The organism is Vibrio sp. EJY3 (assembly GCF_000241385.1).
Taxonomy (GTDB): domain Bacteria; phylum Pseudomonadota; class Gammaproteobacteria; order Enterobacterales; family Vibrionaceae; genus Vibrio; species Vibrio natriegens.
Window position 1 is genome coordinate 849,646 of record NC_016613.1, and the last position, 13,941, is coordinate 863,586.

Consider the following 13,941-nt stretch of genomic DNA (forward strand, 5'->3'; position numbering starts at 1 on the left):
TTAATTGTGCTCGTATTGTCCGTTAACAACCGTCGCTTTTACATTGAAGTCACGATCGAAAACAGTCAGGTTTGCTACCATGCCTGTTCGAATTCGGCCAAGTTTATCTTCAACCCCAATAGCGGTTGCTGGATACAATGTGGCCATACGTAGAGCTTCGTCTAAAGCGATACCTGCGTGCTCAACCGTATTCTGAACTGCTTCAATCATAGTCAGGGCTGAGCCGCCTAGTGTGCCATTTTCATCAACACACTTACCATCTCGGTAATATACTTTCTTACCGACAAAAATAAAGTGATCAATGTTAGCACCTGCTGGAGCTGTGGCATCCGTCACCAAAACAAGCTTCTCACCTTTGATTTTATGAGCAATTCTGATGTTTGCGTAGTCTACGTGGAAACCATCGGCGATAATTCCAGCATAAACTTCTGGCGTGTCGTAAATTGCACCAACCACTCCAGGTTCGCGTCCAACCATCGGTGTCATCGCGTTAAACAGGTGAGTCGCAAAGGAAATACCAGCTTCAAAGCCTTGACGAGCTTCTTTATACGTAGCGTTAGTATGTCCGATAGAAACAACCACACCAGCTGCTTTTAAGCGTCGAATATGCTCAGGGTCATTCTGCTCTGGTGCAAGCGTCACCTTCGCGATGATGTCACTATTAGCACAAATCAGATCAATCATGTCTTCATCTGAGGTGCGAATAAAGTCGACATTGTGGATGCCTTTTTTCGCGACGTTAAGATACGGTCCTTCCAAGTGTAGACCTAGTGATTGATTTTGGTATTTATCGTGGTATTCGCGAGCTGCCGTGATCGCGGCACGCATGTCTTCGTCTGAAGAGGTAATCAGTGTCGGCAAGTAACTAGTACAACCAGACTTGAGGTTTGCCTCATGCATGATTTGCATTGTTTTTGGTGTGATGTCGTCATTCAACATAACGCCGCCACAACCGTTTAGTTGAAGGTCAATGAATCCTGGACTTAGGTTCGCACCATTTAGATCTTTCACCTCGATGCCTTTCGGTAGTTCGGCAACTGGTACAACGGATTGAATTAGGTCGTTTTCGATGATGACCGCATGTTCTTGTAGAACATCACTACCGGTATAGATTTTACAGTTAGTTAGCGCGTACATAGTCAGCTAGTCCTTATAGTGAGAATTCATGTCTGTAATGCTATCTAAAGGATGACGATTTGAGTCATGTGGTTACTTAGTATTTACCAAGAAATTAGATAACGAGTTACATAAGGCAAGTTGTGTTTATTTCGACCATGGTGGAGTAACTAACTATAACGGACTGAAAAATGATAAATGAACTTTTTTACTGATTCTTTTTCAGAGCGAAGTTACCGTGGTTACTCGCTGTAGACTAAAATAACACTGATTCTTCCTTACATAAAGTGCGAGGATGTTATCTTGCAAATGCCATTTTTTTGTATGATAAAATAAGTTTTATGATCCCGCTAGCAAAAACCTCCTTTTAGGGTGAATTCTGGTGATTAGGATCACAAACAGTGAGCTTTTAATTTGCGGAGCAAAATTAATGTCATAAACTGAAGAGGACTAAATTGAACGACTAAAATAAGTTATTCAACATAACATCTAATCCTATAGGGGGAACTAAAGGTGAATATTCTCGGATACGCGCAGAAGTTGGGTAAAGCTCTTATGCTTCCTATCGCGACCTTGCCAATCGCAGGTTTGTTATTGCGTTTGGGCCAACCTGATGTACTTGATATTGCGTTTATGGCGCAAGCGGGCGGTTCAATCTTCTCTAACCTTCCATTACTGTTCGGTCTCGGCATCGCTATCGGTTTGTCAAAAGACGGCCAAGGTGCTGCAGGTCTTGCTGGTGCGGTTGCGTACTTCGTACTCACTGCTACAGCGTCAACAATTGATGCTTCAGTTAACATGTCATTCTTCGGCGGTATCATTGCAGGTATCATTGCCGGTCACTCTTACAATGCTTTTCATGCTACCCGTCTTCCTGAGTGGTTGGCATTCTTCTCTGGTAAACGTCTAGTGCCTATTATGGCGGGCCTTTTTGCTCTAGCCGCGGGTGCCGTTGGTGGTATTGTATGGCCAACGATCCAAGGTGGTCTGGACGCACTTGCTCACGCTATCTCTACATCTGGTGCTATCGGTCAGTTTGTATACGGTACGCTTAACCGTGCGCTGATTCCTGTCGGTCTACACCACGTACTAAACTCGTTCTTCTGGTTCGGTATGGGTTCATGTCAGGAAGTCCTAATTGCGGGTGCTTCTGCTGCAGGTCAAGCTCTGCCTACAGTACAGCAGCTTTGTGTAGACCCAGCTCTAGCTAAGACGCTTGTTGTTGGTCAAACTCACACATTTGAATTTGCTAACTCAGTAACACCTGAAATCACAGCAACAGTGAAAGAAGTGACAGAGACAATTAAATCTGGTGACCTACATCGCTTCTTTGGTGGCGACAAAGGTGCTGGCGCATTCATGAACGGCTTCTTCCCAATCATGATGTTCGGTCTTCCTGGTGCGGCACTTGCTATGTACTTTGCAGCGCCTGCTGAAAAACGTGGCCAAGTTGGTGGTGCACTGTTCTCAGTAGCATTCTGTGCATTCCTAACTGGTATCACAGAGCCACTAGAGTTCATGTTCATGTTCCTAGCTCCCGCACTTTACGCGATTCACGCAGTGTTCACTGGTCTGTCGCTAGTTGTTGCTAACATGCTTGGTACGCTACACGGCTTCACATTCTCTGCTGGTCTAATTGACTACGTGTTGAACTTCGGTCTAGCAACTAAACCTCTACTACTTGGTGCAGTTGGTCTTGGCTTTGGTGCTCTATACTTCTTCACTTTCACATTCGCTATCCGCGCTTTCAACCTGAAATCGCCTGGTCGTGAAGGTGATGAAGAGACAGCAGCTGCACCATCTGGTGAAGCGAAGAGCGGTGACTTGGCTCGCCAATACCTAAAAGCTCTTGGTGGTCACGAGAACCTAACGGCAATCGATGCTTGTATCACTCGTCTACGTTTGACTCTGAAAGACCGTTCTGTAGCTGATGAAGCAGTACTGAAAAAACTTGGTGCTAAAGGTGTTGTGAAACTAGGTGAGAACAACCTTCAAGTTATCCTTGGTCCTCTAGCAGAAATCGTTGCTGGCGAAATGAAAGCAATCGGTGCTAACGAAGACCTTTCGAATGTGAAATTACCATAATCACATTGTACGAATGAATCGAAGAAGACCTCCCTTGGGAGGTCTTTTTTTATATTGTGGCTTCTATTCTGCTGCGGTTTCATGCTAACTCGATAAATATTGCCGATTTAGCACGAGTTCTTGTTGTCTAATTGCTTAGAATTGTGGATCATTAGAAGTAATTCACTCTGCATTTCCATACTTGGATGCAGAGTGCCGTTTTCTCTGACAATACTAATATTTTGAGGTGCTATAGATGAGTGAAGCTGATGCTCGTCCATCAAACTTTATTCGCCAGATCATTGATAAGGATCTAGCGGATGGTAAACACACTAGCGTGCATACTCGATTCCCGCCGGAGCCGAATGGCTACCTGCATATCGGTCATGCTAAGTCTATCTGTTTGAACTTCGGTATTGCTCAGGACTACCAGGGTCAATGTAACTTACGTTTTGATGATACAAACCCTGAAAAAGAAGACATCGAATACGTTGAGTCTATCAAGAAAGATGTAAACTGGTTAGGCTTCGAGTGGAGTGGTGAAGTATGTTACTCATCAAACTACTTCGATAAGCTTTACGAATATGCAATTGAATTGATTAATAAAGGCTTAGCGTATGTAGATGAGCTAAGTCCAGAGCAGATTCGCGAATACCGCGGCACACTAAAAGCGCCAGGTAAGCCTAGCCCGTACCGTGATCGCCCTGTAGAAGAAAACCTGGCGTTGTTTGAAAAAATGCGCGCGGGTGAGTTTGAAGAAGGTAAAGCTTGTCTTCGCGCTAAGATCGACATGGGTTCTTCATTCATGGTCATGCGTGATCCGGTACTATACCGTGTTCGCTTTGCTACTCACCATCAAACTGGTGATAAGTGGTGCATTTACCCAATGTACGACTTTACCCACTGTATCTCAGATGCGTTAGAAGGCATCACTCACTCAATTTGTACGCTTGAGTTCATGGATAACCGTCGTCTTTACGACTGGGTACTAGACAACATCACCATTGATTGTCGCCCTCATCAGTACGAGTTCAGCCGCCTAAACCTAGAATACACAGTAATGTCTAAGCGTAAGCTGAATCAACTAGTGACTGAAAAGTTAGTAAACGGCTGGGATGACCCGCGTATGCCAACTGTTTCTGGTTTGCGTCGTCGTGGCTTTACGCCAGCATCTATTCGTGAGTTCTGTAAACGTATTGGTGTTACAAAACAAGACAACATGATTGAGTTTGGCTCACTAGAATCTTGTATTCGTGATGACCTGAACGAAAATGCACCGCGTGCAATGGCTGTACTTGATCCTGTAAAAGTGGTTATTGAAAACTTTGAAGAGGGTACGGTAGAAAGCTTATCTCTTGCTAACCATCCGAATAAACCAGAAATGGGTGAGCGCGAAGTACCGTTTACTCGTGAAGTTTGGATTGAGCGTGAAGACTTCCGCGAAGAAGCGAACAAGAAGTACAAGCGCTTGGTGCTAGGTAAAGAAGTGCGTCTGCGTGGTGCTTACGTGATCAAAGCTGAGCGTGTTGAAAAAGACGCAGAAGGCAACATCACTACAATTTTCTGTACTTACGATGCTGATACTCTGGGTAAGAACCCTGCTGACGGCCGTAAAGTAAAAGGTGTAATCCACTGGGTATCAGCGGATAAAGCATTACCAGCGGAAATTCGTCTATACGACCGTCTATTCACGGTTCCGAATCCTGCTGCTGCTGAAGATTTTGCTTCGACGATTAACCCTGACTCACTTGTTGTGATTAATGGTTTCGTTGAGCCAAGTCTAGCGTCTGCACAAGCAGAGGAAGGCTACCAATTTGAGCGTATGGGCTACTTCTGTGCTGATTCGAAAGATTCAAGCGCAGATAATCTAGTGTTCAACCGCACAGTTGGTCTTCGCGATACTTGGGCGAAAATTGAAGCTAAATAATTGAGCTAAAAATAAAAATGCCAGTCCTGAGACTGGCATTTTTTATATTTGGTGAAGAGATAACCGTTAAAATAAAAGCGCTCATTGAGCGCTTTATTTATATTTAGTGATTATTTCTTTGGCTTGTGTGCGTTTGGATCGTCTTTACAGCTACCATCACCACATTTACCGTATAGGTAAAGGCTATGGTTAGTCAGAGTTACGTTGTATTTAGACGCAATTTCTTTTTGACGCTCTTCGATAAGATCGTCTGAAAACTCAATAACTTCACCACAGTCTAGACAAACTAGGTGGTCATGGTGGTGTTGAGTCGACAGTTCAAAAACTGATTTACCACCTTCGAAGTGGTGACGAGTGACGATACCTGCATCGTCGAATTGGTTGAGTACTCGATAAACGGTTGCTAGACCGATTTCTTCACCTAGATCAATCAACTTTTTGTACAAATCTTCAGCACTGATGTGCTGGCAGTCTGGCTGCTGAAGTACTTCTAGAATTTTTAGCCTTGGAAGGGTTACTTTTAAACCCGCATCCTTCAGCGCCTGATTATTATCTGACATATACTTTCCCGTTGGATCATCTGCAGCGATTTAACAGAATTCAATATTCCTACCATTATAGGCGAATGGCCAAAAACATTAAACCACGAACTTCAAAGGGTTAATATATTCTTTCTTTGTAAATTAGAAATTGGTCAATTATATTAGAGCTCTTACCAGTTACATTTTAGTAACATAAATCGCGCAGAGAGCAGGGATTGCAATGGATAAGCGGATTGCCAAAATTTATAAACCAGGAATCATAAAATTTGGGCTCAATCTTTGGCCCCCATTCTGGGGAGCTGGAATTAAAATCTTACATATTTCTGAAGACTTTCGTTTGGTGAAAGTACGTTTGAAATTGAGCTGGTGGAATAAGAACGCCAATCGGACTCAATATGGGGGAAGTATTTTTTCTCTTACAGATCCCATTTACTCAATGATGCTGATTGGGATTCTGCGGGAGGAGTACTATGTATGGGATAAAGAAGCCAGCATTAACTTCATTAAGCCCGGACACAGTGACTTGTACGCAGATTTTGAAATCTCAGAAGGGATGATTGAAGATATATTTGAAAAGACACGTAATGGAGACAAATGGTTTCCCGAGTTCATTATTCATATCAAGGATAAGGATGGGAACGTGGTGTCTGAGGTAAAACGCAAGCTCTATGTTCGTAAAAAGCCTCAGTACCGAGAGGAGGAGGTCGTAACGGAATCCTCATAAATGTTACATACAAAAAGACCTCCAGAGCGGAGGTCTTAAATAAGATTTTGCGATTAGCCTTCAAGCTCAGCTAAACACATCTCTTCGTAAATCTGTTTTACCCAGTTCTCAACACGTTCATCGGTTAGCTCTGGTTGACGGTCTTCATCGATACACAGACCGACGAATTGACTATCGTCGCCTTCAACAAGCGCTTTAGACGCTTCGAATTCATAGCCTTCAGTTGATGTATGGCCAAGGATAGTGCCGCCTTTTGACTCAACGATGTCACGCACGGTGCCCATCGCATCACAGAAGTACTCTGCGTAGTCTTCTTGGTCACCACAACCAAAGATAGCAACTAACTTCGTAGAGAAGTCAATTTGCTCAAGCTCTGGGAAAAAGTCATCCCAATCACACTGAGCTTCACCATAGTACCAAGTCGGGATACCTAGAAGTAGAAGATCAAAGTTATCAATGTCTTCTTTGCTGCTTTTCGCGATGTCTTGAACGTGAACTAGTTGCTTACCTAGTTGCTTTTGAATCATCTTTGCAACGGCTTCAGTATTACCTGTGTCGCTACCGAAGAAGATACCTACACTTGCCATAGAGTCTATACCTTTACATTGTTTGTTGTTGGCGATGGTACTAAGGGTTTAGCCTAACCCAGAGCCTTCCCACGTTAGCTGAATTATCCCTTTTGCGATAAAACCAGCGCAGCCTAGAAAAAGGACTAACCATACAATACGACGACCAAAAACAGGTACATTGCCTTGCTTTAGCACATCTTTTATTGCCATCCCGATGAAGAAGAAGATAGCAGCAAAAAGAAGATCGAGCCCGATAGATTCGAGCATATCCATGTAGTCGTAGAGCATTGTAGTCCTTCATGCCGAAAATTATTGCGCGCACTATACCACTGTTAACCAGTAAAGTTAATGCAATACCAGAGTGGTTATTCCAATAATCAATGGTTGTTGGTGAATTTGTTAAGCCGAAATGTGTTTCCTGATCACTCGCATGACTTCGGCTGGCTTTTCTGCATGTAACCAATGCCCTGTGTTGGCGATGATATGTGCTTTGGCACGCTTAAATTGTCTTTGTACGGCAGGCTGATGCTCTGGCATTAAATAATCTGAATCTCCACCCTTAATAAAGAGGGTTGGGATCTCGGTTGGTGTTATCTCTTGCCAGCCAATAATTTCCGCGTAATTTTTCAACAGGCCTTCTACGTTAAAGCGCCATGCCATTTTATCTCCGTCTTTATATAGCGACTTCGAAAGAAACTGTCTCACGCCATCTATCTCAACGTGTTGCGCCAGCACATCCATCGCTTGCTGACGGCTCGTTGGTTCTTGGGCTATGACCGCTTGAAGACCGTTAAAAACGTTGTCGTGACGATTCGTCGTATAGGCGACCGGAGCGATGTCTAATACAACCAGTTGTTTGACAAATTGTGGGGCGATGTCGACAAGTTTCATCGCAACTTTACCACCCATCGAATGCCCAATAATGATGGCCGGATCAATGTTTAAGTGGTGAAGCAACTCGGCAACGTCTTGTGCCATATCGCTGTACGTGTGGGTATCCGAGTGGAAAGAGAGGCCATGGTTGCGTAGATCAATACTGATCACCGAGTAATCTTGGACAAGATCACGAGCCAAAAGGCCCAGATTACTTAAACTACCAAACAATCCATGAATCAAAACAACTGTTTGGCCTTGGCCTTCCTGCTTATAGTTGAGTAATGCTGACATTTTATCTTATTCGTGATGGGTTTAACGTGGAGTATCCGCAAGGATCTCATTGTATAGCCAAATGACTCCAAGTCATTCTCGCTGAACCTAGCTTCTTGAAGTTATTTGGGTATAATTCCACAGAGTTTAAACATTGAGAATGTGAAAAGCGAATGAAAACAATTGAGGTTGATGAGGATCTATACCGTTACATTGCTGGTCAAACTAAGCATATCGGCGAAAGTGCCTCGGATATTTTGCGACGCCTTTTAAACCTTGATGGTGAGTTGCAGGAAGCAAAAGTTGCGCCTGTAGTAGAGAAGCCACAAGGGATTGTAGTAAGTAAAGATGCAGGTAAAACAGAGCAAATAGATACAGTGAAAGAAATGCGTTCACTGCTAATATCTGATGAGTTTGCTGATCTTAAGAAAGCGATTGATCGCTTCATGTTGGTTCTATCAACATTACACAAATTAAATCCAGAAGGATTCGCACAAGCGACAAATGTGAAGGGACGCAAGCGCGTTTACTTTGCTGATAATGAAGAAACCCTGCTGGCTAACGGCAATACAACCAAACCTAAGGCCATTCCAGAAACACCGTTCTGGGTTATCACAAATAATAATCCCAGCCGCAAGAGACAAATGGTTGAACAAGTGATGGCGCACATGGGATTCCAACCGGACTTGATAGAAAAAGTAACAGGTTCAATCTAAGAAACCTGATAGAAGCCTCATAATGTTTAGCATTTAGCGGATATTATGAGGCTTTTTAGTTTGTTATTTTTATAGAAAGGATGTCAGACATGGCTATGCACCCTCGTGCTGGGCAAAAAGCGCAGCAGGAAGATCTTCATAATATTCCGGCGTTAGTTGCGAATTATTTCTTACTTCAACCTGATTCGACCAACCCAGACCACAAGGTTCAATTCGGTACATCAGGTCACCGTGGTACTGCAGACAAGCATACCTTTAACGAAAATCATATATTGGCTATTGCACAAGCGGTTGCTGAAGTCCGTGCAGAGCAGGGCACGACAGGGCCACTGTTTGTCGGTAAAGATACGCACGCATTGTCAGAGCCTGCTTTTTCTAGTGTTATCGAAGTTTTGATTGCGAACGGTGTAAAAGTGATCGTTCAGCAAGATAATGGCTACACACCAACTCCAGGTATCTCACACGCAATTCTGACTTACAACATCAAACACGATGAGAAAGCAGATGGCATTGTGATCACTCCTTCGCACAACCCACCTCAAGACGGCGGTATCAAATACAATCCGACTCATGGCGGCCCTGCGGAAGCGGAATTGACTCAAGCGATTGAAGACCGCGCTAATGCACTGATTGCAGAAGATCTAAAAGGCGTGAAACGTCTGCCTCTACAAGAAGCAAAATCTTCTGACCTGTTTGTGGAAGTCGATTTAGTCAAACCCTATATCGATGATCTGGTTAACGTGATCGATATGGAAGCTATCCAAAAAGCGAACCTAAAGATTGGTGTTGATCCATTAGGTGGCAGTGGTATCGACTACTGGCGTCAAATTGGCAAAGCTTACAACTTAGATCTGACTCTGGTTAGTGAAGCGATTGACCCATCATTCCAATTTATGTCACTGGATAAAGATGGCGTTGTTCGTATGGACTGTTCTTCACCATACGCAATGGCAGGTCTGTTGGCGCTGAAAGATGAATACGATTTGGCGTTTGGTAATGACCCAGACTATGACCGCCACGGTATTGTGACACCAAAAGGTTTGATGAATCCAAACCATTATCTGGCTGTATGTATCGACTACCTATACCGCCATCGTGATGCGTGGGGTAAAGACGTCGCGGTTGGTAAGACACTGGTTTCGAGCGCACTGATCGACCGTGTTGTGGCGGATCTTGGTCGCGAGTTATGTGAAGTACCAGTTGGTTTTAAATGGTTTGTTGATGGCCTGTACACGGGTAAGTTTGGCTTCGGTGGTGAAGAAAGTGCGGGTGCTTCTTTCCTACGCAAAGATGGCACACCGTGGTCAACCGATAAAGATGGCATCCTGCTTTGTCTACTAGCAGCAGAAATTACAGCAGTAACGGGTAAAAACCCTCAAGAGTACTACGAAGAGCTGGCGGCGAAGCATGGTGAATCTAAGTACAACCGAATTCAAGCAGTAGCAAACGGTCCTCAAAAAGACGTACTGAAAAAACTGTCTCCGGAAATGGTTGCTGCAGAAACACTGGCTGGTGATGCAATTACGGCACGCCTCACTCACGCTCCTGGTAACGGTGCGGCGATCGGCGGTCTAAAAGTCACCACAGAAAACGGTTGGTTTGCGGCTCGCCCATCTGGTACAGAAGACATCTACAAAATTTACTGCGAAAGCTTCAAGGGTGAAGAGCACCTAAAACAAATCGAAGCCGAAGCGCAAGAAATTGTTAATCAGGTATTTGCAGCCGCAGGTCTGTAAACGAGACAATTTTTTTAATGGAAACGTTAAGGGTTGATGTGAAAGCATCAACCCTTTTTATTTTGGTTTTGCCGAGATTAAAGAAGATAACGTTCAGCGCGTCAAAGCTAGTTTGGCCACTGATCCGGTACAATAAACCAGAACTCACCATCTTCAGTTTGTGCATGCTCAAATCGACCCGACGGTTTCTCAATAGGGTGGGAAAAGTCATCGGTACCCGTTGCCCAGCAAGGTTTGCTCAGATGATAAAGTGGCTTTGGAATCAAGTTCCATTGACTTTGGTAGCACCAATACCCGCTTATCTGAGAGGCATTAAGCTCATAACCCAAACACTCCGTTGGCGTTGTCTCCGAAGAAAACGGGTTTATATAGAGACGGCCTTGCATCAGCAATCGCTCTTCTGGTGGAGTATCTAGTGGGAGAATTTGCTGGAATTCAGGCCTTTCGCTCATTTTTAATTGATGAGTCAGCATTCTATCCAGTTTTTTATGTAATTGATCATGGGCATTGGGACCGTACCAAACGCCTTGATGAAGCAGGTAAAACTTAATGGCAACTTCCCAATGTTCCAACTGACCTGACTGCGTATTTTGCAACACTAAATCCACTGCACCAATCGTTCTTCCAGTGTGGTCATTGAGTTGAATCTCCTCTGCGACAACTTGGTATCGCTCGGAATGAGAAAGCACAGCCGTGCACAAATGCTGATATAAAAAGCCCAGTCTTGGATTACCACTATATTGTTCAGATTCGCATAACGGCGCTACGGATAAATCTTCAAGTGTTGCAAACGGTGGTCGCAATTGAAAAAGTGGTGGTGATGTTGCGATCCAGTCATAAAAGCGTTGCAATTGATTCATCCCGTTTCCTTTTAACCCTTAGCTTTAGCAATAAAGTGACGAAGCAGTATTATTGTAACGAAATTTGCCAACGATGGGGACACGATGTCTGGCATCAGTATCTAGGTTCGATATACACTTTAAACATGCATTAGAAATTGGAAGTGATGATGAATAACTTAAAGCTAGAACAGATTCTTAACGACAAACTATCACCACAGTTAATCAAAGATTACGCCCCGAATGGGCTGCAGGTCGAAGGAATTCCAACCGTAAACCGCATAGTTACCGGTGTTACGGCTTCACAGGCTTTGATTGATAAAGCGGTTGAACTTAATGCCGACGCATTGCTTGTCCATCATGGATACTTCTGGAAAGGTGAACCTGAACCAATTCGCGGTATGAAAGGAAAGCGAATCCGCAGTTTAATTAAAAATGATATTAATTTGTACGGTTATCATCTTCCTCTTGATATTCACCCTGAACTTGGCAACAACGCTGAGCTGGCAAAATTGTTGGAAATTGACGTTGAAGGCGGCCTAGAAGGTCATCCGCAGTCAGTCGCGATGTATGGACGTTTGAAAAAGCCGATGTCAGGTGCTGATTTTGCGAGCAAGATCAATCAAGTACTTGAGAGAGAACCCCTGCATATTGCACCAGAAAATGCAGATAAAATGATTGAGACCGTAGGCTGGTGCACCGGTGGCGGGCAAGACTTTATTGAATTGGCCGTGCAGCACGGGTTAGATGCTTTTATCTCCGGTGAAATATCTGAGCGCACAACGTACACTGCGAGAGAAATGGACATTCATTATTTCGCCGCGGGGCATCATGCAACAGAGCGTTACGGTATTAAGGCGCTTGGTAAGTGGTTGGCTGATGAATACGGCTTACAAGTCGAGTTTGTGGATATTGATAATCCGGTTTAGCGCAGAACAATAAGCAAAAAATAAAAAAGGGTTGAGACTCACATCTCAACCCTTTTTTAGCATTTCACTCAGTGATTATTCACGCTCATGAAGCGGAGAAAATTCACGTTGTGCCTCACCAGTGTATAGCTGACGAGGACGACCAATGCGGTTTAGCGGATCGCTGTGCATTTCGTTCCAGTGAGCAATCCAGCCAACGGTACGAGATAGAGCGAAGATAACCGTAAACATTGATACTGGAATACCGATCGCTTTAAGAATGATACCTGAGTAGAAATCTACGTTCGGGTACAGTTTCTTAGAAACGAAGTACTCATCAGAAAGAGCGATACGCTCAAGTTCCATCGCTACGTCTAGTAGAGGATCTTGGATGTTTAGCTCTTTTAGAACTTCGTGACACGTTTCACGCATTACGGTTGCACGTGGATCGTAGTTCTTGTAAACACGGTGACCGAAGCCCATCAAACGGAATGGGTCATCTTTATCTTTCGCACGTTCTACGTACTCTGGAATGTTATCGACGCTGCCGATTTCTTCCAGCATCTTCAGACATGCTTCGTTAGCACCACCGTGCGCTGGGCCCCAAAGAGATGCAATGCCAGCGGCAATACATGCAAATGGGTTAGCGCCAGAAGAACCAGCAAGACGTACTGTTGATGTTGACGCGTTTTGTTCGTGATCCGCGTGTAGAGTAAAGATTTTATCCATAGCACGTGCAACGACAGGGTTCACTTCATACTCTTCACATGGGTTTGCAAACATCATGTGTAGGTAGTTTTCCGCGTAGCTTAAATCGTTGCGTGGGTAGATAAATGGCTGACCGATAGAGTATTTGTAACACATCGCTGCCAGCGTAGGCATTTTCGAAATTAGACGGTAGGCCGCAATTTCGCGGTGTTCGTCGTTATTAATATCGAGCGAATCGTGGTAGAAGGCTGCTAATGCACCGACTACGCCACACATTACCGCCATTGGGTGAGCATCACGTCGGAAGCCGTGGAAGAAGCTTGCGATTTGCTCATGTACCATAGTATGACGAGTAACGGTTTTCTTAAATTGCTCGTATTGGTCTCGGGTAGGGGCTTCACCATAAAGAAGGATGTAACATACTTCTAGGTAATCTGCGTTATTGGCTAATTGATCAATCGGGTAACCGCGGTGCAAAAGAATACCTTTGCCGCCATCGATATATGTGATTGATGATTCACAAGATGCAGTGGCAAGAAAACCAGGGTCAAAAGTAAAGTAACCATTAGCTCCTAGTTTACGAACATCAATTACAGGAGTACCTAAAGTACCTTCCATAATTGGCAGTTCGATTGGCGCTTTGCCTTCAACATGAAGGGTCGCTTTCTTATCCGCCATAACAATCTCCTTTGTTTATTATTTAATCCGTCCAGGATGTTTGTGTGCCATGTTTTTACTGTTGTTAAGGCGTAAAGTCAATTTTTCTACATCTTTGTGTGCACTTGTTATGATTTTTTCTTTGAAAATCGTTAAAAATCTGTTCTATGTAGCATAATTTGTTACACCAATTGTATTAGAATGTTGCTCGCCGTATATTGGCAAAGAAAATTTTAGTTAAATCCTTATAAATTCGGGGCTATAACAAAGTGTGAGGTTTGGTGATGGC

The 13,941-nt window shown here is 43.9% G+C and carries 13 protein-coding genes; 6 read left to right on the top strand and 7 right to left on the bottom strand.

Features of this window, described 5'->3' with window-relative positions:
* Positions 1-1,137: an N-acetylglucosamine-6-phosphate deacetylase gene (nagA, locus tag VEJY3_RS03930; protein WP_014231134.1), complete on the bottom strand. Its 1,137-nt coding sequence runs from the start codon at positions 1,135-1,137 to the stop codon at positions 1-3.
* Between the two features lie 492 nt (positions 1,138-1,629).
* On the opposite strand from nagA, the gene nagE reads away from it, so the two are divergent.
* Both nagE and glnS read left to right on the top strand, forming a co-directional pair.
* Positions 1,630-3,201: an N-acetylglucosamine-specific PTS transporter subunit IIBC gene (nagE, locus tag VEJY3_RS03935; RefSeq protein ID WP_014231135.1), complete on the top strand. Its 1,572-nt coding sequence runs from the start codon at positions 1,630-1,632 to the stop codon at positions 3,199-3,201.
* A gap of 235 nt (positions 3,202-3,436) precedes the next feature.
* On the top strand, positions 3,437-5,107 hold the full coding sequence (glnS, locus tag VEJY3_RS03940; RefSeq protein ID WP_014231136.1) for a glutamine--tRNA ligase: 1,671 nt from the start codon (positions 3,437-3,439) through the stop codon (positions 5,105-5,107).
* A gap of 110 nt (positions 5,108-5,217) precedes the next feature.
* On the opposite strand, the gene fcrX is transcribed toward glnS, so the two are convergent.
* The gene (gene fcrX / locus VEJY3_RS03945) at positions 5,218-5,667 is read right to left on the bottom strand and encodes a ferric iron uptake transcriptional regulator FcrX (protein ID WP_014231137.1); all 450 of its coding nucleotides are present in this window, start codon (positions 5,665-5,667) and stop codon (positions 5,218-5,220) included.
* 202 nt (positions 5,668-5,869) lie between these two features.
* Here fcrX and VEJY3_RS03950 point away from each other — a divergent pair, with 202 nt between their 5' ends.
* Positions 5,870-6,373, top strand: coding sequence for a DUF4442 domain-containing protein (locus tag VEJY3_RS03950; RefSeq protein ID WP_014231138.1), 504 nt, complete (start codon positions 5,870-5,872; stop codon positions 6,371-6,373).
* 53 nt (positions 6,374-6,426) lie between these two features.
* On the opposite strand, the gene fldA is transcribed toward VEJY3_RS03950, so the two are convergent.
* The 3 genes from fldA to VEJY3_RS03965 all read right to left on the bottom strand — a co-directional run bounded on the left by fldA (position 6,427) and on the right by VEJY3_RS03965 (position 8,109).
* Positions 6,427-6,960, bottom strand: a complete 534-nt coding sequence (gene fldA / locus VEJY3_RS03955) for a flavodoxin FldA (protein ID WP_014231139.1) — start codon at positions 6,958-6,960, stop codon at positions 6,427-6,429.
* Between the two features lie 48 nt (positions 6,961-7,008).
* Positions 7,009-7,230 (bottom strand): DUF2788 domain-containing protein, encoded by a 222-nt coding sequence (locus tag VEJY3_RS03960; RefSeq protein WP_005461613.1) that lies wholly within the window; start codon positions 7,228-7,230, stop codon positions 7,009-7,011.
* A gap of 111 nt (positions 7,231-7,341) precedes the next feature.
* Entirely contained in the window at positions 7,342-8,109 is a 768-nt protein-coding gene (locus VEJY3_RS03965; RefSeq protein WP_014231140.1) for an alpha/beta fold hydrolase, read from the bottom strand.
* A gap of 152 nt (positions 8,110-8,261) precedes the next feature.
* Here VEJY3_RS03965 and seqA point away from each other — a divergent pair, with 152 nt between their 5' ends.
* Together seqA and pgm are read left to right on the top strand one after the other, a co-directional pair.
* Positions 8,262-8,804, top strand: a complete 543-nt coding sequence (gene seqA, locus VEJY3_RS03970) for a replication initiation negative regulator SeqA (protein WP_014231141.1) — start codon at positions 8,262-8,264, stop codon at positions 8,802-8,804.
* 89 nt (positions 8,805-8,893) lie between these two features.
* Positions 8,894-10,540: a phosphoglucomutase (alpha-D-glucose-1,6-bisphosphate-dependent) gene (pgm, locus tag VEJY3_RS03975; protein WP_014231142.1), complete on the top strand. Its 1,647-nt coding sequence runs from the start codon at positions 8,894-8,896 to the stop codon at positions 10,538-10,540.
* Positions 10,541-10,647: 107 nt separating this feature from the next.
* Here pgm and VEJY3_RS03980 read toward each other — a convergent pair whose 3' ends face one another.
* On the bottom strand, positions 10,648-11,400 hold the full coding sequence (locus tag VEJY3_RS03980; RefSeq protein ID WP_014231143.1) for a DUF1853 family protein: 753 nt from the start codon (positions 11,398-11,400) through the stop codon (positions 10,648-10,650).
* A gap of 149 nt (positions 11,401-11,549) precedes the next feature.
* Between VEJY3_RS03980 and VEJY3_RS03985 the strand changes: the two genes are divergently transcribed.
* Complete coding sequence (locus tag VEJY3_RS03985) at positions 11,550-12,308, top strand: Nif3-like dinuclear metal center hexameric protein (RefSeq protein WP_014231144.1); 759 nt, start codon at positions 11,550-11,552, stop codon at positions 12,306-12,308.
* A 75-nt stretch (positions 12,309-12,383) separates the two neighbouring features.
* Here VEJY3_RS03985 and VEJY3_RS03990 read toward each other — a convergent pair whose 3' ends face one another.
* The gene (locus VEJY3_RS03990; protein WP_014231145.1) at positions 12,384-13,673 is read right to left on the bottom strand and encodes a citrate synthase; all 1,290 of its coding nucleotides are present in this window, start codon (positions 13,671-13,673) and stop codon (positions 12,384-12,386) included.
* Positions 13,674-13,941: the final 268 nt, after the last annotated feature.

Bases quoted from the DNA above. Each gene is read 5' to 3' on its own strand.
- nagA (WP_014231134.1), bottom strand. From the start codon at position 1,137: ATGTACGCGCTAACTAACTGTAAAATCTATACCGGTAGTGATGTTCTA.
- glnS (WP_014231136.1), top strand. From the start codon at position 3,437: ATGAGTGAAGCTGATGCTCGTCCATCAAACTTTATTCGCCAGATCATT.
- fcrX (WP_014231137.1), bottom strand. From the start codon at position 5,667: ATGTCAGATAATAATCAGGCGCTGAAGGATGCGGGTTTAAAAGTAACC.
- VEJY3_RS03950 (WP_014231138.1), top strand. From the start codon at position 5,870: ATGGATAAGCGGATTGCCAAAATTTATAAACCAGGAATCATAAAATTT.
- fldA (WP_014231139.1), bottom strand. From the start codon at position 6,960: ATGGCAAGTGTAGGTATCTTCTTCGGTAGCGACACAGGTAATACTGAA.
- VEJY3_RS03960 (WP_005461613.1), bottom strand. From the start codon at position 7,230: ATGCTCTACGACTACATGGATATGCTCGAATCTATCGGGCTCGATCTT.
- VEJY3_RS03965 (WP_014231140.1), bottom strand. From the start codon at position 8,109: ATGTCAGCATTACTCAACTATAAGCAGGAAGGCCAAGGCCAAACAGTT.
- seqA (WP_014231141.1), top strand. From the start codon at position 8,262: ATGAAAACAATTGAGGTTGATGAGGATCTATACCGTTACATTGCTGGT.
- pgm (WP_014231142.1), top strand. From the start codon at position 8,894: ATGGCTATGCACCCTCGTGCTGGGCAAAAAGCGCAGCAGGAAGATCTT.
- VEJY3_RS03980 (WP_014231143.1), bottom strand. From the start codon at position 11,400: ATGAATCAATTGCAACGCTTTTATGACTGGATCGCAACATCACCACCA.
- VEJY3_RS03985 (WP_014231144.1), top strand. From the start codon at position 11,550: ATGAATAACTTAAAGCTAGAACAGATTCTTAACGACAAACTATCACCA.
- VEJY3_RS03990 (WP_014231145.1), bottom strand. From the start codon at position 13,673: ATGGCGGATAAGAAAGCGACCCTTCATGTTGAAGGCAAAGCGCCAATC.